Annotated in this window: 17 protein-coding genes; 8 read left to right on the top strand and 9 right to left on the bottom strand. The window is 72.3% G+C overall.

What is annotated here, in order from left to right; all coding sequences use genetic code 11:
- The first annotated feature begins 251 nt into the window (after positions 1-251).
- Entirely contained in the window at positions 252-722 is a 471-nt protein-coding gene (locus tag ACFV8T_RS08470; RefSeq protein ID WP_352274180.1) for a TrkA C-terminal domain-containing protein, read from the top strand.
- A gap of 2 nt (positions 723-724) precedes the next feature.
- Positions 725-1,996 carry a cation:proton antiporter gene (locus ACFV8T_RS08465; protein ID WP_385325747.1) on the top strand — a complete coding sequence of 424 codons (1,272 nt, stop codon included), beginning with the start codon at positions 725-727 and terminating at the stop codon, positions 1,994-1,996.
- Between the two features lie 49 nt (positions 1,997-2,045).
- Here ACFV8T_RS08465 and ACFV8T_RS08460 read toward each other — a convergent pair whose 3' ends face one another.
- Together ACFV8T_RS08460 and ACFV8T_RS08455 are read right to left on the bottom strand one after the other, a co-directional pair.
- Positions 2,046-2,993: a M56 family metallopeptidase gene (locus ACFV8T_RS08460; RefSeq protein WP_385325745.1), complete on the bottom strand. Its 948-nt coding sequence runs from the start codon at positions 2,991-2,993 to the stop codon at positions 2,046-2,048.
- Positions 2,994-3,000: 7 nt separating this feature from the next.
- Entirely contained in the window at positions 3,001-3,504 is a 504-nt protein-coding gene (locus ACFV8T_RS08455) for a BlaI/MecI/CopY family transcriptional regulator (RefSeq protein WP_385325743.1), read from the bottom strand.
- A 338-nt stretch (positions 3,505-3,842) separates the two neighbouring features.
- Between ACFV8T_RS08455 and ACFV8T_RS08450 the strand changes: the two genes are divergently transcribed.
- The gene (locus tag ACFV8T_RS08450; protein ID WP_189543223.1) at positions 3,843-4,298 is read left to right on the top strand and encodes a tellurite resistance TerB family protein; all 456 of its coding nucleotides are present in this window, start codon (positions 3,843-3,845) and stop codon (positions 4,296-4,298) included.
- 211 nt (positions 4,299-4,509) lie between these two features.
- Here the strand turns inward: ACFV8T_RS08450 and ACFV8T_RS08445 are convergent, their stop codons facing one another.
- Complete coding sequence (locus ACFV8T_RS08445) at positions 4,510-5,580, bottom strand: PucR family transcriptional regulator (RefSeq protein ID WP_385325741.1); 1,071 nt, start codon at positions 5,578-5,580, stop codon at positions 4,510-4,512.
- A gap of 262 nt (positions 5,581-5,842) precedes the next feature.
- Here ACFV8T_RS08445 and ACFV8T_RS08440 point away from each other — a divergent pair, with 262 nt between their 5' ends.
- From ACFV8T_RS08440 to ACFV8T_RS08420, 5 genes are all read left to right on the top strand, one after another.
- On the top strand, positions 5,843-6,520 hold the full coding sequence (locus tag ACFV8T_RS08440) for a hypothetical protein (protein WP_385325740.1): 678 nt from the start codon (positions 5,843-5,845) through the stop codon (positions 6,518-6,520).
- A gap of 162 nt (positions 6,521-6,682) precedes the next feature.
- Entirely contained in the window at positions 6,683-8,833 is a 2,151-nt protein-coding gene (locus ACFV8T_RS08435) for a flotillin family protein (RefSeq protein ID WP_385325739.1), read from the top strand.
- Positions 8,834-8,999: 166 nt separating this feature from the next.
- Positions 9,000-13,973, top strand: a complete 4,974-nt coding sequence (locus tag ACFV8T_RS08430) for a DNA repair ATPase (protein ID WP_385325737.1) — start codon at positions 9,000-9,002, stop codon at positions 13,971-13,973.
- A 30-nt stretch (positions 13,974-14,003) separates the two neighbouring features.
- A complete protein-coding gene (locus tag ACFV8T_RS08425; protein ID WP_385325735.1) occupies positions 14,004-15,998 on the top strand; it encodes an NAD-binding protein in 1,995 nt (664 codons plus the stop codon).
- 93 nt (positions 15,999-16,091) lie between these two features.
- Complete coding sequence (locus ACFV8T_RS08420) at positions 16,092-16,700, top strand: exonuclease domain-containing protein (RefSeq protein WP_385325733.1); 609 nt, start codon at positions 16,092-16,094, stop codon at positions 16,698-16,700.
- A 67-nt stretch (positions 16,701-16,767) separates the two neighbouring features.
- Here ACFV8T_RS08420 and trpS read toward each other — a convergent pair whose 3' ends face one another.
- From trpS to ACFV8T_RS08390, 6 genes are all read right to left on the bottom strand, one after another.
- On the bottom strand, positions 16,768-17,820 hold the full coding sequence (gene trpS, locus ACFV8T_RS08415) for a tryptophan--tRNA ligase (protein ID WP_385325731.1): 1,053 nt from the start codon (positions 17,818-17,820) through the stop codon (positions 16,768-16,770).
- Positions 17,821-18,223: 403 nt separating this feature from the next.
- Positions 18,224-18,490, bottom strand: a complete 267-nt coding sequence (locus tag ACFV8T_RS08410) for a hypothetical protein (protein WP_385325730.1) — start codon at positions 18,488-18,490, stop codon at positions 18,224-18,226.
- Positions 18,491-18,688: 198 nt separating this feature from the next.
- Entirely contained in the window at positions 18,689-19,492 is an 804-nt protein-coding gene (locus tag ACFV8T_RS08405; RefSeq protein ID WP_385325728.1) for a thioesterase family protein, read from the bottom strand.
- A 227-nt stretch (positions 19,493-19,719) separates the two neighbouring features.
- Positions 19,720-20,172 (bottom strand): hypothetical protein, encoded by a 453-nt coding sequence (locus ACFV8T_RS08400; RefSeq protein ID WP_385325726.1) that lies wholly within the window; start codon positions 20,170-20,172, stop codon positions 19,720-19,722.
- A gap of 55 nt (positions 20,173-20,227) precedes the next feature.
- Positions 20,228-21,781, bottom strand: a complete 1,554-nt coding sequence (locus tag ACFV8T_RS08395; RefSeq protein WP_385325725.1) for a hypothetical protein — start codon at positions 21,779-21,781, stop codon at positions 20,228-20,230.
- Between the two features lie 19 nt (positions 21,782-21,800).
- Positions 21,801-21,941, bottom strand: a complete 141-nt coding sequence (locus tag ACFV8T_RS08390) for a DUF6126 family protein (protein ID WP_256260242.1) — start codon at positions 21,939-21,941, stop codon at positions 21,801-21,803.
- Between the last annotated feature and the right edge of the window lie 21 nt (positions 21,942-21,962).

The raw sequence follows: 21,962 nt of genomic DNA, 5'->3' as shown, positions 1-21,962 counted from the left end.
ATTTCGACCGACGAGGTACTCCACCGCATCTCCGGACCCGGCCCGGCGATGGCCGCGATCAGCGACGATCCGGGCCATACCGGGCAAGACCCGATCCGCCGCCCGAACTCATCGCTCACGCGCGAAGCGCACCGGATGCGAACCCGGCAGCCCCGCGCCCCACAGGCGGCGGGACCCTCCGGATAAGGTAATGCGTAGATAAAGAGATCACCAAGTGCGTCAAGAGCCGCCGCACCTCTCGGGAGGAAGCCATGGGAACCCACCGCACCACGCTGCCCGGAGTCGGTGTGCAGTACGACTACACGACCGAGTCGGGCCAGCACATCTCCGTCGTCGTCCACCACGACGGGCGGCGGTTCATCGGCTTCTACGACCAGGACGACCCCGATTCCTGCCGGCTCTCGGTACCCCTGACACCACAGGAGGCCACCGGCCTCGCGCACCTCATCGACGCCGCGCCCATCGACGCCGTACGCACCGAGGGCATCGACCTGGTCACCGAGCACATCCCGCTCGGGACGCGCTCGCCGTACGGCGGGCGGCTGCTCGGGGACACCAAGGCCCGGACCAGGACGGGGGCCTCGATCGTCGCCGTGCTGCGGACCCACAGCGCGCATCCGTCCCCCGGACCGGACTTCCGGCTGGCCATCGGGGACACGCTCGTGGTCGTCGGTACACGTGAGGGCGTCGACACGCTCTCCGAGATCATTGCGGAGGGCTGACCGTGCACGACACGACCGCACTGCTGGTGGAGCTCGGCTCCGTCATTCTGGGGCTCGGACTCATCGGACGGTTCGCCGGACGCATAGGGCTCTCGCCGATCCCGCTCTACCTGCTGGCCGGGCTCGCCTTCGGCGAGGGCGGGCTCCTGCCGCTGGGGGCCAGTGAGGAATTCACCGCCGTCGGTGCCGAGATCGGCGTCATCCTGCTGCTGCTCCTGCTCGGCCTGGAGTACAGCGCCTCGGAACTGGTGACCAGCCTCAAGACCCAATACCCGTCCGGGGCCGTGGACTTCGTGCTCAACGCGACCCCGGGAGCGGTGGCGGCGCTGCTGCTCGGCTGGGGGCCGGTCGGAGCGGTCGCCCTGGCCGGGGTCACCTGGATCTCCTCGTCCGGGGTCATCGCGAAGGTGCTCACCGACCTCGGGCGGCTGGGCAACCGGGAGACGCCCGTCATCCTCGGCGTGCTCGTCATCGAGGACCTGTCGATGGCCGTCTATCTGCCGCTGCTCACCGCGATGCTCGCGGGCGTGGGCCTCGCCGGGGGCAGCATCGCCCTGCTCATCGCGCTGGGCACCGTCGGGTTCGTGCTCTATCTGGCGCTGCGGCACGGGCGGTTGATCAGCCGCGCGGTGTCCTCGGACAATCCGGAGATGCTGCTGCTGGTCGTCCTCGGGCTGACCGTCCTGGTGGCCGGTGTGGCACAGGAGTTGCAGGTGTCCGCCGCCGTCGGCGCGTTCCTGGTCGGGATCGCGCTCTCGGGCGAGGTCGCCGAGGGGGCGCGCAAGCTGCTGACGCCGCTGCGGGACCTGTTCGCCGCCGTCTTCTTCGTGTTCTTCGGGCTCTCCACCAATCCGGCCGAGATCCCGCCGGTGCTGCTCCCCGCGGCGCTGCTGGCGATCACCACCGTCCTCACCAAGATCGCCACCGGTTGGTACGCGGCCCGGCGGGCCGGAATCGGTTCGCGCGGACGGTGGCGGGCCGGCGGAACGCTCGTCGCACGCGGTGAGTTCTCCATCGTCATCGCCGGTCTCGCGGTGGCGACCGAACCCCGGATCGGGCCCATCGCCACCGCCTACGTCCTCATCCTCGTCATCGTCGGACCGCTCACCGCCCGCTGGACCCAGCCGGTCGTGGCCAGGATCCAGGCATGGCGCGGCCGGGACGGCGGCAGCGGCGGCAGCGGCGGCGGGAAGGGGAGCGGCGAACTCCCCGCGCCGCGTCCGGTGCCCGCCGCGCCGGCCGTCCAGGAGGAGTTCGCCTCCTCCGCCGACTGAGGCCGGACGTACGGGCCCGGCGGACGACCGTCCGACGGGCCCGCCCGGCTCACAACGGGGTCGCCGCGTGCAGGATGCCCACCAGCGTCACGGCCGCGTTGAGCGACGACAGCGCCGAGGCCGCCGTGCCCACCGTCGCGACCAGCGCCGCGAGGGCGACGTGGGCGGACGACGGCGGCCACAGCCGGACCGGCGGGACCGGGGCGAGCAGCGCCGCGACCCGGCGCGGCACGGGGCCCGCCGGGGCCGCGAAGGCGGCGAAACCGGCCGAGACGTCCGGGGCGCGGTGCGAGTACAGCGCCGCCTTGCCGACCGCGACGGCCACCACCCGCCGGTCGCCGACCGCGCACGCGGCCTCCTCGTCCGCCCACCGTTCGGTGCTGAACGACACCGCGGTACGCAGCGGCAGCAGGAACGGGTTGGCGCGCGCCGCGAGTTGGGCGGCCAGCAGATAACGGTGGTGCCGGGCGGCCAGATGGGCCCGCTCATGGGCGATCAGGGCCCGCCGCTCACGGGCGTCCAGGCACTCGGCCATCGCGGTCGAGACGACGACGCGGCCCGGACTCCCGGGCAGCGCGTAGGCGTACGGCTCCGGGTCCGGGAGCACCGCGACGTCGCCCGAGACGACGGAGGGCGCGGCGGCCAGCGCGCGGCGCGCGCCGATCCGCAGCCGCAGATGACGGTAGACCGTCCACCCGCACGCCACCAGCACCGCCGCCAGCGCCCCGATCGCGACGATGCCCGCCTTCACCTCGTACGGCACCGCGTCCCGCACCTCCGGATCCGACCAGCTGTCCGGCAGCGGATTGCCCGGCAGTTGTGCGGTACCCACCACCATCAGCAGACCCAGACAGAGCGTGCTGCACAGGGCGAGCATCGCGCCGACGACGGCGAGCAGCCGGGTCGCGATGCGGGGGTGCAGATGCTGTTCGGCCAGGCGCGCGATCGGCAGCGCGGTCAGCGGCAGCACGAGCGGCAGACAGACGAAGACACCCATCGGCGGGCTACAGGCCTTCCGTGTCACGGGGGTTGCCCGGGTCGTCCGGGGCGTCCGCCCGCGCCAGAAGTGCGCGCAGCCGCTCCTCGTCGCCGGGGGAGAGGTCCGAGATGAAGCGGGCGAGCACGGCGTCCCGGTCCCGTTCGCCGTCCAGCACCCGGCGCATCCGCAGGGCCGCGAGACCGGCCTCGTCGGAGGCGGACGTCCAGGTGTAGGAGCGGCCCTCGCGGGACCTGGTCACGGCCTTCTTCGCGTAGAGGCGGGAGAGGATCGTGATGACGGTGGTGTACGCGAGGTCGCCTTCGAGGTGTTCCTGGACCCAGCCGGCCGTCGCGGGGCCGTTCGCCGAGTGCAGCACGGCGAGGACCTGGGCCTCCAGTTCGCCCTGCCCGCGCCTGCGCAGCCGCCGGGCCGCGGGGTGCACGGCGCCGGGGAGCGGTGCCACGGGGGCGGGCACTCCGTCGCGCGGTGGTTCGTTGTCCGGGTGGTGGCCGGGCCTGGCCGAGTCCATCGGGGGTCCGCCCTTCTGCGATGCCGCGTCGGCCGCGGCGTCGCAGCATCTTACTGACCGCTGTTCCCGGGCGCGCTTCCGGGACACAGCGGGTGCCGCTGCTGCGAGTGCCGTGACCGGCAATGTTTGCCCGGAAGGAGCGTCGTCCAGTGCGTGTGATCGCAAGGCGGCCGGGAGTCCTTGTAGCGGAGCCACCGGGGCTTCCGGCCAACGCGGCGAGCGTGCGTGCTGGACGACGCGACGGGGCAAAGCTTGCCGGGTGGGGCACTTGCTTCTACACGTCTGTAGAGTTGGACCTCAATCCGGCAACGCACCGCAACGCAACGTATGGAGACGTCATGGCACTGTGGGATCGGATCAAGGAATCCGCCTCGTCGATGCAGTCGCAGCTGGAAGCGAAGAAGAACGACCTGAAGAGCGGGGCGTTCCGCGACGCGAGCATGGCCATGTGCGCCCTCGTCGCCGCCGCCGACGGTTCCATCGACCCGTCCGAGCGCCAGCGCGTCGCCTCGCTGATCGCCACCAACGAGGTCCTGCAGAACTTCCCGGCGGACGATCTGCAGCGCCGCTTCAACGACTACGTGAACAAGCTCACCGCCGACTTCGCCTTCGGCAAGGTCAGCGTGCTCCAGGAGATCGGCAAGGCGAAGAAGAAGCCCGCCGAGGCGCGTGCCGTCATCCAGATCGGCATCGTCATCGGCGGCGCCGACGGCGACTTCGACAAGTCGGAGCAGGCCGTCGTGCGCGAGGCGTGCTTCGCCCTCGACCTCCCGCCGCACGAGTTCGACCTGTAGCTCGTCCCGTCCGCCGGACCGGCTGCCCGGTCCGGCGCCCCGAACCGCCGGAAGAAACGCGGACCGACTGACCACCGGTCGGCGTCCGGCAGGCCGGGGATGCGCGACTCCCCCCCTGCGCATCCCCGGCCACCTCTCTCCGGACCCCGCATCCACCGCACGCGCGACGACGGGTGCGGGGTCCCGTGACGTCCCGCCCCACCCCGCCCCGTCACAGTTCCTTGGCGGGCCAGTCCAGCAGCCGGGCCCCGATGACCGCCGTCTGCAAGGTGTAGCGGTGCATCGGGTCGGACGGGTCGGAACCGGTCAGCTGGTGGATCCGCTCCAGCCGATAGGTCAGCGCCCGCACGCTCAGCGACAGCCGGCGGGCCGTCTCGGCGGCCACACAGCCCGCGTCGAAGTAGACGTTGAGCGTCTTCAGAAGCGGCTCGGCACCGCCGCGGGCCTGCTGGAGCGGGCCCAGCTCACTGCGCACCAGATCGGCCATCGCCTGCCGGTCCCGGGTCAGCACCGGGTAGACCAGCAGATCGGCGGCGTACAGCACCGGATCGTCCAGAGCCATCCGCTCCGCCAGATCCAGCGCGTCCAGCGCCTCGTCGTAGGACTGGACCACGCCGCCCGGCCCGTGGTGCGGGCGGCCCACCGCGACCCGGCCGCCGTCCGTCGCCGCGTGCGACTGCTTGGCGAAGTACCGCAGGACATCGGGCTGGCTGCCCGGCGCGATGCAGACCAGCCGCCCGTCCTTCGTCGTGAGCAGGATCTTCCGGCCGCTGAACCGGGCGAGCAGCGCCGCCTCGACCGTGCGCGGTACCGAGTCGGTCTCCGTGTACGCCTCCGGGCCCGTCGCCACCGCGACCGCGTGGGCGCGCGAGAGCCGCAGGCCGAACCGGGTGGCCCGCTCGGCGAGCCGGCCCAGATCGCTGCGCCCGTACAGCAGATCGTCGATGAACTCGCGGCGCGCCGCCTCCTCCCGGCGCACCGTCATCCGCTGGGCCCGCTCGAATCCCTCCGCGAAGGCGTCGACGGCCTGCTCGACCGCGGCCAGCACCGAATCCGTGGACGCGCCGCCGGCGGCGGAGGCGAGCGGCCAGGCGGTGCGGGTCTCGGCGAGATGACGGACGACCAGGGCGCGCAACTGGAATCCGGACTCGGCGGCCTCCCGGCCCAGCAGGCGGCGGTCCTCCAGCTCGTCCCGGGTGAGCCGGCGGCCGGTGGCAGCCACATCGGCCAGCATGCGGGCATAGTCACCCAGAAGCTCATCGGGTATTTCCGGCTCCGGCACGCATTCTCCTTCAGTCCTGACGCGGCATTGACGCTCACTCAACGCATACCGGCCGGTGCCGGTGCCCGGCATCAAGGAAGGGTAAAGATTGCCGGACTCCGGCAGTGCGGTGCGATGCCCCCGAATGACACGATCCGGTCAGCACCAACCGGGGGAACACGGGGGGACACGGGGGACGACCCGGCTGCTGCGGCACCGTTTCAGGCGGCGCCGCAGCACCTGGGTCACCGTCGGCCGCCCGGCAGGACATGGGGGTGGACGGATGCAGGAGTTCTTGAGCGCGGCGACCGCGTTTCCGGCCGTTCTGTTCGGCGCCGCACTGGCCGTCGTCGTCTTCTTCTGGCTCCTCGTGCTGGCCGGTGCGGCCGACCACCACTCCTTCGACGGCGACCTCGACACCGACCTGGCCGGGATCGGCGGGGTGCCGGTCACCGTCTCGGTGTCCGTGATGGTCGTCGTCGGCTGGTTCGCGAGCCTCACCGGTACGGTCCTGCTGCACCGCGGCGAGGCCACCGGGCTCACCCGGGCCGCGCTCGCCTGTGGAGTGCTCGCCGGGGCGCTGCTGCTCGGCTGGATCGTGCTGCGGGTGCTGGTGCGCTGCTTCCGTCGGCGCTTCCCGGACGAACCTCCTCCATCGCGGCAGGACTTCCTGGGCCGGGTCTGCACGATCCGTACCGGTTCCGTCAGCTCCGACTTCGGCCAGGCCGAGGTCACGGCGGACGACGGCTCCACCGCGATCGTCCAGGTCAGGCTGCTCGCTCCGGCGGACGACACGGTCCTCGCCGCGGGCAGTGCGGGACTTCTGTACGCGTACGACGACGAGGGCGAGTTCTTCTGGGTCTCGTCCTACGACAAGGCGCTGGACCCGGGACCGCCGACGCCCCGACCACGCACGGCGCCGCGCACGGGTGCGCGCCGGACCCCGCGCCGTAGCGGCTGACCGGCCGGACCGCCCGGACCGACCACCGCGGTCGGCCTCCCGCACCGCCCGTCGCGTCGCCGCCGTCGCGCAGCCGGTCGCCCGCCCTCGGGCCCGCCGCTGCCACAACCGCCGCACCCCCCTTCCTTTCACCACCTTCCTCACCAGCCGCCAAGGACTGTCATGGATGCCATCACCCTGGGCTTCGGTGTGCTCGTAGCCGTTGTCCTGCTCATCGCCGTCGCCCTGCTCCTCGTCGTCAGCCGGCTCTTCCGCAAGGTCGAGCAGGGCAAGGCGCTGATCATTTCCAAGACCAAGAAGGTCGATGTCACCTTCACCGGGGCCGTCGTCCTGCCGGTGCTGCACAAGGCCGAGACCATGGACATCTCGGTGAAGACCATCGAGATCCGCCGCACCGGGCGCGAGGGCCTGATCTGCCAGGACAACATCCGCGCCGACATCCACATCAACTTCTTCGTGCGGGTCAACAAGACCGTCGAGGACGTCATCAAGGTCGCCCAGTCCATCGGTACGGAGCGGGCCAGCGACAAGGTGGCGATCCAGGAGTTCTTCGGCGCGAAGTTCGCCGAGGCGCTCAAGACCGTCGGCAAGCAGCTGGACTTCGTCGACCTCTACACCAAGCGCGAGGAGTTCCGGGACCGGATCATCCGGGTCATCGGCACCGACCTGAACGGCTACCACCTCGACGACGCGGCGATCGACTTCCTCGAACAGACGCCGATGACGCAGCTCGACGGCGCCAACATCCTCGACGCGCAGGGCATCCGCAAGATCACCGAGCTGACGGCGATCGAGCACGTGCGCACCAACGAGTTCCAGCGCACCGAGCAGAAGGAGATCACCCGGCAGGACGTCGACGCCCGCGAGACCATCCTGGAGCTGGAGCGCCGGCAGGCCGAGGCCGAGATCAAGCAGCGCCGCGAGGTCGAGACGCTGCGGGCCCGCGAGGAGGCCGCCACCGCCAAGGTCCAGGAGGAGGAACGGCTGGGCGCCCAGGCCGCGTTCATCCGCACCGAGGAGCAGCTCGGCATCCAGCGCGAGAACCAGGCCCGGGAGATCGCCGTCGCGCAGAAGAACCGTGAGCGCGTCATCGCCGTGGAGAACGAGCGCATCGAGAAGGACCGGCTGATCGAGGTCATCGGACGCGAGCGGCAGACCGAGCTCGACCGGATCGCCGCGACGAAGGAGGTCGAGGCCGAGCGCCGCGAGGTCGCCGATGTGATCCGGGAGCGGATCGCGGTGGACCGTACGGTCGCCGAGCAGGAGGAGTCCATCAAGACGCTGCGGGCCGTCGAGGAGTCGGAGCGCACCCGCAAGTCGGTCATCATCGCCGCCGAGGCGGAGGCCCAGGAGAAGCTGGTCAAGGACATCAAGGCCGCCGAGGCGGCCGAGGCCGCGGCCACCCACCTGGCCGCCGAGCAGCTGACGCTCGCCGAGGCCCGGCTGAAGACCGCGGACCTGGACGCCCAGGCGAAGCTGCGGCTGGCCGAGGGCATCCAGGCGGAGTCCGCGGCGCCCGGCCTCGCGGAGATCCAGGTGCGTGAGGCGGAGGCCGATGTCATCGAGAAGGCCGGTCTCGCCGAGGCCGAGGCCACGTCCGCCCGGCTCAAGGCCGAGGCGGAGGGTGCCAGGCTCAAGGCGCTCGCGACGGCGGAGGGCACCCAGGCCCAGGCGACGGCCGACGCGGCGGTGATCGGCGAGAAGCTGAAGGCCGAGGCGGCTGGCCTGACCGAGAAGGCGGCGGCGATGGCGGCACTGGACGACGCCTCGCGCGGGCACGAGGAGTACCGGCTGCGGCTCGCCGCGGAGAAGGAGATCCGGCTGGCCGGCCTCGATGTGCAGCGGCAGGTGGCCGAGGCGCAGGCGACGGTGCTGGCCACCGGCCTGGAGAACGCCGACATCGACATCGTCGGCGGGGAGTCGGTCTTCTTCGACCGGCTGGTCTCGTCCATCTCGATGGGCAAGAGCCTCGACGGGTTCGTGGAGAACTCGGACACCGCGAAGGCCCTCGCGGGTCCGTGGCTGAACGGCACGTCCTCGTTCACGGACGATCTGACCCGGGTGCTCGGGTCGGTGTCCACGGGCGATGTGCAGAATCTGACGGTGTCCGCGCTGCTGATGCGGATGATGCGGGCACCGGGCGCCGGGGTCGCACCGGGCCAGATCCAGCAACTGCTGTCCGCTGCGAAGGAGTTGGGACTGGCCGACCTGCCGGTCTCGGCGATGGCCGGGGCGGATGTCCCCGCGGTGACCGCAGCGGCGGACGCCTCCGCCGTACCCGTCTCGCGGAACGGGTCGACGCCGGTCGCCTAGGGCCTTTCGGCTGGATCAGGCCGGGCTCGGATCGCCGGACGGGCGGGGCACCCGAAGCCCGTCCGGCGACGGAGGAAACAGCGCGGCCGGAGGCTGCGCAGCCCGACAGCCGGACGCACCACCCGCACCACACGTCTCGTAACACCTCGCAGGGAGAGCCGTACGTATGGACACCGACACCACGACCGCAGCGCCCACCGGCGGCCCCGTGGACGCGGGGACGTACGACGTGCTGCGCCGCCGGCTCGGCGACCGGGCCGCCGAGCTCGCGCGCCGCGCCGAGGAGCTCAACACCCGGCGCACCGAGGAGTTCGGCTCGACCGAGCTCCGGCTCACCGGCACCGAGCAGATCCGCACCGAGCGCGCGGCCGTGCCCCGCGACCTGGTGGCCGTCGGCGGGCGGCTGCTGTTCGGCTTCGAACGGGGCCCGGGGTCGGCGGATCCGGCCGAGGTGGCCGACGTACTGGCCCTGTACGGGCCGGAGTTGGGGTCGCCCGTCGCGGACGGGCCGCTGGCCGACGAGAGCTTCGTACGCGAGTTCACGGGGCTGCACCGCTACTACCGCGACGCCCGGCTGCTGCGGCTGCGCCGGGTGGACGGAAAGCTGCTCGCCGTCTTCCGCACCGGCGAGAGCGCGGACGGCGTCCGGGTGCTGCGCTGGGCGCTCGGCCCGGACGGTTCGCCGGGCGCGTTCCTGGACGCGCGCGGCGACCGCGACCACGTCTTCCCGCCGTCGCACGACTTCACCTGGACCGTCGCGGGGCGCGAGTCGCACGTCCTCGGCCGGCACCCGCACATCGCGGTGGGCGGGGACGGCGCGGACGCCGCCGTGCTCTTCGTCGACACGCTCGGTGGCACCCTCACCGTCAAGACGGTGAACGACACCGACACTCCCGACGGGATCTACGAGGAGCCGGTCGCCGAACCCCTCCAGTCGCTCGCCGACGCGGAGGTCGAGCACGCCACGATCGGACCGCTGGTCCTGCTCCGGGTCCGCCCGTACAACGAGGAGTCCTGGCGGTACCTGGTCTTCAACTCGCTGCTCGGGACCGTTCTGCGCCTGGACGGCATCGGGCCGGCCTGCCACCGGCTCCCGGAGGACCAGGGGATCATCTTCCCCGGCGGCTACTACCTCACCACCGGCACCGCCAAGACCTTCGACATCGCCGAGCCGCTCACCGACCCGGTCTTCGAGGGCGCTGTCCGTTCCCCGAACGGCGAGGACGTCCTCTACGTCTTCCGCTCCCCCGACGACGGCCGCGGCCTGCTCCTGCCCTACAACCTGATCCGGCAGGAGGTCGCCACCCCGCTCCAGGGCCGCGGCCACGCCCTGCTCGACGACGGCACGCTCGTCCTGCTGCGCACCATCGCCACCGGCGACGAACCGGCCCGGGTCCACCCCTTGCAGCGCTGGCGGACCCCGTACGTCTCCGACACCCACGCGGCCTCCCGCCCCGCCGGGACGGGCCCGCTGGCCCGGGTCGGCAACGCCGATCTGGTGCGCGGGATCTCCGACTGCCTGGCGCTGGCGCACAGCGCCGCCGAGACGACCCCGACCGCCGCCGTGTACGCGCAGCTGGTCACGGACTGCACCCGCGCCACCGACCGCTACCACTGGCTCACCGACTCCGAGCTCGGTGCGCTCGCCGATCCGTTGGCAGAGCTGAAGGCCACCGCCCAGCAGGTCCTGACCGAGTTCGAGACGGTACGGGAGCTGACCCGGCAGGCCGCCGAAGCACTCGACGGGGCGGCCGACCGGATCACCGCGCTCGTCCGCCGCATCCGCGGCGAGGCCCCGCGCTCGGCCGCCGCCTGGGTGGACCGGCTGACCGAACTGCGCCGCGCCCACGGCCACTTGGCGACGCTCTCCGAGATGCGGTACGCGGACACCGGGCGGATCGCCGAACTCTCCGCCGCGACCGCCGCCGACCTGGAATCGGCCGCGCAGCGCGCCGTCGCCTTCCTCGGCCGGGACGACGCCTTCAGCGGCTACCACGAGGACATCGCCGGCCTCACCGCCGAGGCGTCCGCGCTCGCCACCGTCGCGGACGCGGCGGCGCTCGGCGAGCGGCTGAACGGGATGACGGAGGGCCTGAGCACCGTCACGGATGTCGTCGCCGGTCTCGACATCGGGGACACGAGGGTCCGTACGTCGATCCTGGAGCGGATCGCCGAGGTCCTCGGCGGGGTCAACCGGGCCCGCGCCACACTCGAAGCACGCCGCCGCGAACTCCTCGACCACGAGGGCCGCGCCGAGTTCGCCGCCGAGTTCGCCCTGCTCGGGCAGGCCGTCACCGGGGCCATCGCCGCCTCGGACACCCCCGACGCCTGCGACGAACAACTGGCACGGCTGCTCCTCCAGTTGGAGAACCTGGAGTCACGATTCGCGGAGTTCGACGACTTCCTCGCCGAGCTGGCCGAGCGCCGTACGGAGGTGTACGAGGCGTTCTCGGCCCGCAAGCAGACCCTGCAGGACGCCCGCGCCCGGCGCGCCGAGCGGCTGGCGGATTCGGCGGCCCGGGTCCTGGAGACCGTCTCGCGGCGGCTGTCCGCCCTGCCCGACCTGGACGCCGTCCACACCTACTTCGCCTCCGACCCGATGGTCGCCAAGGTCCGCCGCACCGCCAAGGAGCTGCGCGGACTGGGCGATCCGGTGCGCGCCGAGGAGCTCGACGGGCAGTTGCTGGCCGCCCGCCAGGAGGCCGGCCGGGCGCTGCGCGACCGCAGTGAGCTGTACGCGGACGGCGGCGCCACGATCCGGCTGGGACGGCACCGGTTCGCCGTGAACACCCAGCCCTTCGACCTGACGCTCGTCCCGCACGGGGACCGGCTCGCGTTCGCCCTCACCGGCACGGACTACCGCTCCCCGGTCACCGACCCGGAGTTCGAGGCGACCCGCCCGTACTGGGAGCAGACCCTCCCCTCCGAGTCCCCGCGGGTCTACCGGGGCGAGCACCTGGCCGCGCGGCTCCTCGACGAGCGGGGCGCGGACACCCTCGCCGCCCTCGACCCGGCCGAACTCGCCGCTCTGGTACGGGAGTCGGCCGCCGCCGCGTACGACGAGGGTCATCAGCGCGGCGTGCACGACGAGGACGCCACCGCGATCCTCACCGCCCTGCTGCGGCTGCACTCCGGGGCCGGCCTGCTGCGCTGCCCGCCCGCCGTACGGGCGGCGGCCCAGCTCTTCTGGGCGTACGGCACGGACGAGGCCCGGCGCACCTCATGGACCCGGCGGGCGCTCTCGCTGGCCCGCGCCCGCGAGACCTTCGGCCTCGCCCCGGCGGTCGACGCCCTTCAGGAGGAGTGGGCGGCCGTCATCCCGGGCGACGAACCGTCCGCCGTCGCCGCGTATCTCTTCGAGGAGCTGACGAGCGGCCCGGCCGGATTCGTGACCAGCGCCGCCGCCCGCACCTTCCTGGACAAGTTCCGCCGTACGACCGGGACTTCGGCGTACGACGAGGATCTCGCCGCGCTCCGCGACGACCTGCCGGCCCGCCGCCAGCTCGTCGAGGGCTGGCTCTCCTCGTACGCCGCCGCGAGCGGCACCGTGATCGACGCGGGCGATCTCGCGGAGGCCGTCGCCGTGGAGCTCTGCCCGGATCCGGTGCTCGACCGGTACGACTGCGAGGCCCCGCTGACCGCGCGGGTGGACGGTCTGCTCGGCACCCACCCGCGCATCGACCGGGGCACACTGACCGTCCGGCTCGACGAACTCCTCGCCCGCACCGCCGGGTTCCGCACCGTGGCCGTCCCCGGGTTCCGCGCCTACCAGCGCCGGCGCACCGCGCTGGTGAACGCCGAGCGGACCCGGCTGCGGCTGGACGACCACCGGCCGCGCGTCATGTCGGCGTTCGTCCGCAACCGGCTGCTGGACGAGGTGTATCTGCCGCTGATCGGCGACAGCCTCGCCAAGCAGCTCGGCACCGCCGACGCCGACCGGCGCACCGACTCGCAGGGCCTGCTGCTGCTCGTGTCACCGCCCGGCTACGGCAAGACGACGCTCATGGAGTACGTCGCCGACCGGCTCGGCCTGGTCCTCGTCAAGATCAGCGGACCGAACCTCGGCCACGACGTGACCTCGCTCGACCCGGCCCAGGCCCGCACCGCGACCGCCCGCCAGGAGATCGAGAAGATCAACTTCGCGCTGGAGTCCGGCAACAACACGCTCCTCTACCTCGACGACATCCAGCACACCTCACCGGAGCTGCTCCAGAAGTTCATCCCGCTCTGCGACGCCACCCGCCGCATCGAGGGCGTGCGGGACGGCGAACCCCGCAGCCACGACCTGCGGGGCAAGCGCTTCGCGGTGTGCATGGCGGGCAATCCGTACACGGAGTCGGGCGAGCGGTTCCGCATCCCCGACATGCTCGCCAACCGGGCCGACGTCTGGAACCTCGGCGAGGTGCTGAGCGGCCGCGAGGACGTCTTCGCGCTGAGCTTCGTCGAGAACGCGCTGACCGCCAACCCGGTGCTGGCCCCGCTCGCCGGCCGTTCCCGCGACGACCTCGTCCGGTTCGTACGCCTCGCCTCCCACACCGCCCCGGCGCCCGGCGCGGACCGGCTGGACCATCCGTACACCCCCGCCGAGGTGGACCGGATCGTCGCGGTCCTGCGCCATCTGCTGACCGCCCGGGACACGGTGCTCGCCGTGAACGCCGCGTACATCGCCTCGGCGGCGCAGACGGACGCGACGCGCACCGAGCCGCCGTTCCGGCTCCAGGGCTCGTACCGCAACATGAACAAGATCGCCGAGCGGATCGTGCCGGTGATGAACGACGCGGAGCTGTCCGCCGTCATCGAGGACCACTACGCGGGCGAGGCCCAGACGCTGACGAGCGGCGCGGAGTCGAACCTGCTGAAGCTCGCCGCGCTGCGCGGCCGGCTCAGCACCGAACAGTCCGCGCGCTGGTCCGCGATCACCGCCTCCTACGTCCGCACCCAGGCGCTGGGCGGCCCGGACGGCGACCCCATGACCCGGGCCGTCGCCGCGCTGGGGCTGCTCGCGGACCGGATCGCGGCGGTCGAGTCGGCGATCGTGCGGGTCGCGGACCCGCGCCATCTGCTCACCAACCCGCAGGCCCGGCACGCGGCGCCCCCGCCTGCCGAGCTCCCGCCCGCCGAACCGGCAGAAGACCACTGACCGCACGCTCGCACAGGAGAGGAACAAGGCATGCTGGGTCATGTGCCCCCACTTCCCCAGCAGCCCCAACGTTCCCCGTTCAGCGGACACATGGTCGTCTGCGGCGACGACGCACTGGCCAGGCGGCTCGCCGTCGAACTGCGCTATGTCTACGGGGAACGGGTAACCCTCGTGCTCCCGCCCGGACGTGACGCGCGACGACCGGAACTGCCCTTGTCGGGGCGGGGTTTGGCGGCGGCGCTGTTCGGACGCATGTCGTCGGCGATGAACCGCAACGGCGGGGGCGGCGGGGGCGGGGCCGACGCGCTCGGCGACGACACCAACGCCGGGGTCGAGGCGGTCCGCATCCTGGAGGCGCCGGAGCCGTCCGACGAGGCCTTCGAGGAGGCGGGCGTCGAATCGGCCGCCGCGCTGGCGCTGGTCTACGACGACGACGAGCGCAACATCCGCGCCGCGCTGACCGCGCGCCGCCTCAACCCCCGTGTCCGGCTGGTCATCCGACTCTACAACCGCAAGCTGGGCCAGCACCTGGAGACCCTGCTCGACCAGGCCGCGGCGGTCGCCACTCCCGGCCTGGACCGGACCGCGCTGGACGCCTCCACCACCGTCCTCTCCGACGCCGACACCGCGGCCCCCGCCCTCGCGGCGACCGTCCTCACCGGCTCCAGCAAGGTCATCCAGGCGGAGGGCCTGCTGCTGCGCGCCGCCGAGCGCACCCCGCCCGGGGGCGGCCAGATCGCCGACCCCGGCCTGTGCACCCTCGCGCTGCTCTCCTCCACCACCCATGACCCGGCGGGCACCGAGGGCTCCGACAGCAGCGGCGACGAGGGGCCCCGGCTGCTGCCCGACGAACGGCAGGTGGCGGCGGCGACGGGGCGCGGCACGATCGTCCTGGAAGCGGTCAGCCAGGCCGGCCCGCCCGGTCCGACGCCCCGGATGGGCGGCCGGGGCGCACCGCTCGGCCAGGTCTTCTCGCGGCGGCTGCGCTGGTCGGCGCTGGGCGTCGGCCTGGCTGTCCTGGCCCTCGCCGTCGCCTCCACGCTCACCACCGGCGACGATCCGGTACACGCCGCGTATCTCACCCTGCTCGACCTGTTCGCGATGGGCGACCCGGCGATCGGCGACAAGACGGCCCGCCAGATCATCCAACTCCTGTCCGGAGTAGCCGGGTTGATGCTGCTCCCGCTCCTGGTGGCCGGTGTCCTGGAAGCCTTCGGCTCGCTCCGCACGGCATCCTCGCTGCGACGCCCGCCGCGCGGCCTGTCCGGCCATGTGGTGCTGCTCGGCCTCGGCAAGATCGGTACGCGGGTCCTCGTCCGGCTGCGCGAGCTCGGCATCCCCGTGGTGTGCGTGGAGGAGGACCCGAACGCGCGCGGCATCCCGGTGGCCCGGCGGCTGCACGTACCGGTGGTCCTCGGCGACGTCACCCAGGAGGGCGTCCTGGAGGCGGCGAAGATCCAGCGCTCCCGCGCCCTCCTCGCCCTGACCAGCATCGACACCACCAACCTGGAGGCGGCCCTCTACGCCCGCTCGGTCAAGCCGGACCTGCGGGTGGCGCTGCGCCTGTACGACGACGAGTTCGCCACCGCCGTCTACCGCACCCTGCGCACCGCCCACCCCCAGGCCGTGACCCGCTCCCGCTCCGTCTCCCATCTGGCCGCCCCGGCCTTCGCGGTCGCCATGATGGGCCGGCAGATCCTGGGCGCGATCCCGGTCGAGCGGAAGGTGATGCTCTTCGCGGCGGTCGAGGTGGCGGGCCATCCGCAACTGGAGGGCCGCACGGTGGAACAGGCGTTCCGGGCGGGCTCCTGGCGGGTCCTCGCCCTGGACGCCACCCCGCCCGAGGACCGGCGCCCGAACCTGACCACGCCCACCCCGCCCGCCCCGGACCACCCGTCCGGCCTGGTCTGGGACCTGCACCCCGGGTACGTACTGCGCCCCGAGGACCGCGTGGTGATCGCCGCGACCCGCCGGGGCCTGGCCGAACTCCTGCGCAGACGCCGCCCGGTGGCCCCGAGGGCGTGACGGGGCGGATACGGATCAAAGCGGGCAGGGCGGGCACGGGGCCGGCCGAAATCCACATGCCCGGCGTTCCCCCCGCCCCCTACCCTGCCCTCCATGGACACGGCCCCCGGACTCCTGAACGTGATCGACGTCGAGGCGACGTGCTGGGACGGGCAGCCGCCGCCCGGTGCGGTGAGCGAGATCATCGAGATCGGGCTGACCGTCGTCGACCTCCACGCGGCCAATGGGGTCTCCCCTGCTCGAACGGAGTTGAGAGCTCGGGGAAGGGTTGCCCGCCACCGGATCCTGGTCCGGCCCGCCCGGTCCACGGTCAGCGCCTTCTGCACCGAGCTGACCGGCCTCACCCGGGCCGAGGTGGCCACGGGCGTCTCCTTCGCCGAGGCCTGCCGTCTGCTCGCCGCCGAGCACGCATCGGGCATACGTCCCTGGGCCAGCTGGGGCGACTACGACCGTAACCAGTTCACCCGCCAGTGCCGGGCCACCGGCACCCGCTATCCGTTCGGCCACCGCCACACCAACGCCAAGCTCCCCTTCACCTCCGCCTACGGCCTGCGCAAGCGCCCCGGCATGGCCCAGGCCCTGGAGGTGGCGGGCCTCCCCCTGGAGGGCCGCCACCACAGCGGCGCGGACGACGCCTGGAACATCGCGGCCCTGATCCTGGAGGTGGCGGCCCGGGGCGCCTGGCCGGAGCCCACCGCCTGAGGGGCCAGGCCCTGTCGTCGAACTGCGGTCGTCGCCCGCACGGCAGACGGCAGTTTGACGACAGGGCCTAGAGCCCGCCGCCCATCACCCCCCGCACCTCGTCCAGCGTCGCCGCCGCGATCTCGTTGGCGCGCTCGTTCCCGGCCCGGAGCACCGACCGTACGTACCCCATGTCCCGCGCGTACTCCGCCCGCCGGGCCCGGATCGGCGCCATCCGGCTGTTGACGGCCTCGGTCGCGGTCCGCTTGAGGGCGGCCGCGCCACCCCCACCGATCTCTTCCGCCACGGCGTGCGGGTCCCGGTCCAGACAGAGCGCCGCCAGCAGCACCAGCGAGGAGACCCCGGGCCGGTTCTCGGGGTCGTACGTGATGTACCGCTCGGCATCCGTCTTCGCGCCCTTGATCAGCCGGGACGTCTCGTCCGCGTCGGCCCCCAGCGCGATGGAGTTGCCCCGGCTCTTGCTCATCTTGGTGCCGTCGGTGCCGAGCAGGAGCGGCGCGTCGGAGAGCAGCGCGTCCGGTTCCGGGAAGACCGCCCCGTACCGCTCGTTGAAGCGCCGGGCGACGGTCCGCGTGACTTCGAGGTGCGGCAGCTGGTCCTGCCCGACGGGGACGAGGTTCCCCTTGCAGAACAGGATGTCGGCGGCCTGGTGCACGGGGTACGTGAACATCAGCCCGCTGACGGCCGACTGCCGGGAGTGCGCGATCTCGTCCTTGACGGTGGGATTGCGGTTCAGCTCGGCGACGGAGACCAGGCTCAGGAACGGCAGCATCAGCTGATTGAGCGCGGGCACCGCGCTGTGGTTGAAGACCGTCGAGCGTGCCGGGTCGATCCCGACAGCCAGATAGTCCAGCAGCATCCCCTCCATGTGCTCGCCGAGCCGGTCGGCGACGTCCCGGTCGGTGAGCACCTGGTAGTCGGCGATGATCACGAAGACGTCCACCCCGAGCTCCTGGAGCCGGACGCGGTTGTGGAGGGTGCCGAAGTAGTGCCCGAGGTGCAGCGGCCCGGTGGGCCGGTCCCCGGTCATCACCCGGAACCGGTCGGGCGCCTGCCGAATCCGCGCCTCCAGCTCGGCGGCGCGCTGCTCGGGCGATGCGGTGGTGACGGTGCTGCTCATGGGATCTCTCTCTCCCCGCGATGCTGGTTGCGTGGAGGACGGCCCGCCGTGATCACCGGCTTCCGTACCCGTACGAGGGCAGAGAAAAGGGCCGTCCATATCGAACGGCCCTGGTTCCGTGCAGAGGGGAGGTGGCCGCTCCTAGAAGGAGCGCCACCAGTTTCGGCACGGTACGGAGGTCATGGACCGAGCGTAACGGAACCGAACTCCGCCCACACGACCTTTCCGGGCCCGCGGCGCGCCCCGTACCCCCACCGGTCCGCCGGCTCACCCACCAGCACCAGCCCCGACCGCCACATGCGCCACCCCACCGAGAACCGGGCTCGGCCCCGCCTCGATCTCCTGCTGCGCCGGCCCGGCAGACGTCTTCCCCGCCGGCAGCCCTTGGGCCGTCTCTTTCGGATCACGCCTGGCCAGCGCCCCACTCCGCCCGTACCCAGGCCAACTGCGCCTCGCTCAGTGGCGGATCGAAGCCTTCCGGGAACAGCAGCATGGCCGGCTGCGGCCACATGTTCTCCGGTCCGTGCTCCTGACAGTTCAGAGCGATGAGGTGCGGCCCTTCCCCGCAGGACTCGTGCCGGTAGGGGCGGTCATGCGCCTGGCAGAAATACCCGAACACCGAGCAGTCGTCGTCACTCGGTTCGTGGAAGCCGGGGTCACTGACGATCACGGACACCGGCTCCTGCCGGTTGAACCGAGGGATGGCCGGGGATCACACCACAGCAGTCGAGGAGGGAGCACCCGCCCATCCTCCACCGAGTCCGAGCCATTCGGATCAACGAGTCGTTGGTCCGGTCATGTTGATTCAGCGACACGCCCTCCGGCGGCACCTCAGCACCTCGCCGCGCGACAGCCGGACGGACGCCGTTCAGGCACCGGACAGCGGGCGGACGGTGAGGATCTGTTCGGCGTGGCCGATGGGCCCTCGGAGGTCGTGCAGGACACTGCTGGTGAGTCCCTGTCCCGACGGACCGAAGGCAGCGGTGGTGTCCAGTCCGGTCCACGGTCCTTCCGGCTGTCGGTGCAGATGGATCGTCAGGTCGAGGTTCGGGAACATCCACGCGGTGGGGTCCTGCTGGACGGCGATGCCGTTCGCGGTGTCCACGAGCGCGATGTACGAGGCGAGGGCGCTGCTCGGCTCGCCGGCGACCAGGTCGACGAGCGAGGACACCCAGGCCGCCGTGCGTCCCTTGCGGAGCGGAGGCATTCGACGGACGTCGATGGACGAGACATAGCCTCCGTTCCACCTCTCGTTCATTGCCCAGGGAGTGAGTTCTTCGGGGGCGGGGAGTCGCTCGTGGGGACTGTCGGCGACGGCAGAGGTGTCCAGGGACGCCAGCAGCCAGGCACGGGCGCGGACGACCGGACGGCCGCCGATGACCACGGTCGCTTCGAGGAGTTCGATGGTCCGGCCGGGACGAACGGTCTCAACGGTGATCTCGCACTCGTCGAGGGCGATGCGGCCGAGGATGTCGTAGCTGATCCTGGCGAGCACGAGATTCCCCGGCCGCGCCGTGAGGTGCCGTTCGAGGGCGTGCACGACGAGCCCGGCCAGCGGGCTGAAGTGCTGTTCATCGGTGTTCCACGCGCCCCCTGCGTGAGCCGTGGGTTTGTAGGAGTGTTCGCCCGTCCGCTCGTAGTAGCTCTCGCGCGCGGCGACGCCTGTGGTCACGGGATCCGTCTCCTTGAACAGGGCAGGCGATGCATGGGATAGCTGCATCTATCACGCATCGTAGGGAGCACCCCCCTCGCCGAGCACCGTGATCTCACGCACAAGCGGTCGAGCAGGACGACGAATCGGTGCCGCCGAGAGCCGGCCTGAGCGAAAACGACATGGGGATGCCGGCCGGGACCCGTCCACGGGCGAGCCCTGGCAGTGCGCGCCACGGCACCGCGAGACTACGTGGCATACGGGTTGCTGATGGTGTGATGTCGACGCGCGATGGCCAGCACCCGCTCCGGGAACCGCGGCCCGGCGACGTAGTGGCGGCCTTTCGTCCGGCCCACGGCCGTCAGCAACTGCGCCTTGGTGAGTGCCTGCAAATCCCGCGTGGCCTGCTGCGCGTTGATCGCTTCGGCCTTCTCGTAGCGGCTGCGCCGCACCCGGCCGACCATTGCCACCTCGTGCAGCGCGGTGACCTGCCGCTCCGTGACTCCGTGTGTACCCGTCCCCTCCATCAGTTGCATCCAGCAGTCGTTGGAACGGTCGACACGGCGTTGCACCCGCTGAGTCTGCTGGTGGTAGGCGAGCAGGTTGAACTTGATCCAGGGCAAGGTGTCGCGCTCCGGCGACCAGACCGGTCCTCCGACCTCTCGCAGCACCTTGTAGTACTCCCAGGTGTTGCCCGGCATGCCCAGCCATTCCTCGATCGAGGAGAACTCGGGGGCGAGAACGCCGCCGCTCGTCCTACAGCTGCCCCAGCGCCTCGTCGAACGCCGCGCTCCAGCCCGCCGCCGCGCCCCGGTTGTCCTCCGCCCTCGACAGGAGCAGGACCCTGGCGGGTACGTCGGCCGCCGCGTAGGCGGCGAGCTTGTGGTGGCCGTCGAGGACGGCGGCCAGCAGGAAGCGTTCGGGGTACTCGGCCTGGGCGTAGATGTCGTCGACCCAGGCCAGCGCCAGGGCGGCGGGGCGGTGGCCCGCCGTGATCGCCGAGGCGTACCGGGCCACCGTGTCCGCGTCGAGCACGTCCAGCGGCTGGGACGGGAACAGTACGCCGTACGTCGGGGTCTCGCCGGGGATGCGGTCGCGCAGCTGGAAGTGGTCGGTGCCCGGCCAGTCGTCGAGAGGGTCTCCGGTGTACGGCTCGGCGCCCACGCGCAGCGAACGGCGCCGGACCCACCACGACACCGCCGGATCGGTCACCCGCTCCAGGACGAGGTCGGCCAGGTGGGCGCGGTAGTGACCGGTCGGGAGCTCCTCGATAAGGGGAGCGGCCGCGTCGAGGGCGCCGGAGCCCAGGTCGTCGAGGTCGGCCAGCGCGGCGCGCAGGCGGTCCGCGCCCTCCCGGGCCGTCCGGGGCGGCCAGCCGAGGAGGGACATCGTCGTCTCGCAGGTGTCACAGTCCGAGCCGACGTGATAGACCCGCTCCCCGTCGATACGGAGGGACTTGTCCCAACGGGGCCAGGACGAGCCGGGCCGGGGCGGGTCGTAGTCGATCCGGACCCTGCCCCGGCCGTCCTCGACGGTGAAGCGTGCGTGGCGCGGGGAGTCGAGTGTGACCGGGCCGATCGACGGCGGGTAGCGGTGGTCGAGTCGGCGCTCCGACCAGGCCCGGCTCACGAGCTCGCCGTACTCGCCGTCCGGAGGAGTCAGGGGCAGCAGCGGGCTCTGGCCCGTCAGGGCGACCAGGGCGTGGTGCACATCGCCCGCCGGTGTCCGCTTCTCCGCCAGCTCCCGCAGCAGGTGGGGTATCGCGGCGGGGTCGTCCAGCAGTTCCAGGGCCACGACGAAGAAGCCGCGCACCAGTCCCGTCAGGCCGGGGAGGCGTCGCGCGATCGGCACTGTCCACTCCCGTGCGCCGAGCCGCCCCAGCGCCACGGCCGCGCGCCCGCGCAGCCGCTCGTGGTCCAGCAGCCCGCCGAGGAACGGCGCGAAGCCGACGTCCGCGGACAGCCCCACCGCGTCCACCAGCGGTTCCACCGCGCCGAGCTCCTCGGTGAGCCGGTGCAGCTCGGCCGCCGGAAGGCGGAGTCCCCGCTGCACCGCCGCGTCCAGCAGCTCCACCGCGCCGTCGCCGCCGCTCCCGCTCAACAGGCGCAGGAACACCGGGACGGCCGGGTCGCCGAGGGACCCGAGCAGCCAGGAGAGGTGACGCCGCTCGTCGTTCGCCGCCTTGCCGTAGCGGGCCTCGACCACGGCGGGCAGGTCGGCCGGGGCGTCCTCGGCCAGTGCGAACAGGGCGCTCCAGACATCGTTCGCCGCGAGCGCCGTGTCCAGGCGCGCCCGTGTGGTGCCGTTCATGTCCCCCACCCCGCTCACTTCACTTCTTGGCGTGCTCGCCGACGTAGAACAGGATCCAGATGAAGCCCGCGAAGAGATGCGTGGCGAAGACGTAGACGAAGACGCGCAGGGCGACGCCGCGCTCCTTCCAGCGCTCGCTCTCGCCGCCGCTCCCGCTCACAGCCCCGCCTCCGTAGAAGGC

The sequence above is a fragment of the Streptomyces sp. NPDC059832 genome (assembly GCF_042731715.1).
Lineage (GTDB): Bacteria > Actinomycetota > Actinomycetes > Streptomycetales > Streptomycetaceae > Streptomyces.
Note: the sequence above shows the minus strand (reverse complement) of the source record. Positions and strands in the feature narration are given on the sequence as shown.

Excerpts from the sequence above, each read along its gene's own strand:
- ACFV8T_RS08470 (WP_352274180.1), top strand. The coding sequence starts at position 252 with ATGGGAACCCACCGCACCACGCTGCCCGGAGTCGGTGTGCAGTACGAC.
- ACFV8T_RS08460 (WP_385325745.1), bottom strand. The coding sequence starts at position 2,993 with ATGGGTGTCTTCGTCTGTCTGCCGCTCGTGCTGCCGCTGACCGCGCTG.
- ACFV8T_RS08455 (WP_385325743.1), bottom strand. The coding sequence starts at position 3,504 with ATGGACTCGGCCAGGCCCGGCCACCACCCGGACAACGAACCACCGCGC.
- ACFV8T_RS08450 (WP_189543223.1), top strand. The coding sequence starts at position 3,843 with ATGGCACTGTGGGATCGGATCAAGGAATCCGCCTCGTCGATGCAGTCG.
- ACFV8T_RS08440 (WP_385325740.1), top strand. The coding sequence starts at position 5,843 with ATGCAGGAGTTCTTGAGCGCGGCGACCGCGTTTCCGGCCGTTCTGTTC.
- ACFV8T_RS08435 (WP_385325739.1), top strand. The coding sequence starts at position 6,683 with ATGGATGCCATCACCCTGGGCTTCGGTGTGCTCGTAGCCGTTGTCCTG.
- ACFV8T_RS08430 (WP_385325737.1), top strand. The coding sequence starts at position 9,000 with ATGGACACCGACACCACGACCGCAGCGCCCACCGGCGGCCCCGTGGAC.
- ACFV8T_RS08425 (WP_385325735.1), top strand. The coding sequence starts at position 14,004 with ATGCTGGGTCATGTGCCCCCACTTCCCCAGCAGCCCCAACGTTCCCCG.
- ACFV8T_RS08420 (WP_385325733.1), top strand. The coding sequence starts at position 16,092 with ATGGACACGGCCCCCGGACTCCTGAACGTGATCGACGTCGAGGCGACG.
- trpS (WP_385325731.1), bottom strand. The coding sequence starts at position 17,820 with ATGAGCAGCACCGTCACCACCGCATCGCCCGAGCAGCGCGCCGCCGAG.
- ACFV8T_RS08400 (WP_385325726.1), bottom strand. The coding sequence starts at position 20,172 with ATGCCGGGCAACACCTGGGAGTACTACAAGGTGCTGCGAGAGGTCGGA.
- ACFV8T_RS08395 (WP_385325725.1), bottom strand. The coding sequence starts at position 21,781 with ATGAACGGCACCACACGGGCGCGCCTGGACACGGCGCTCGCGGCGAAC.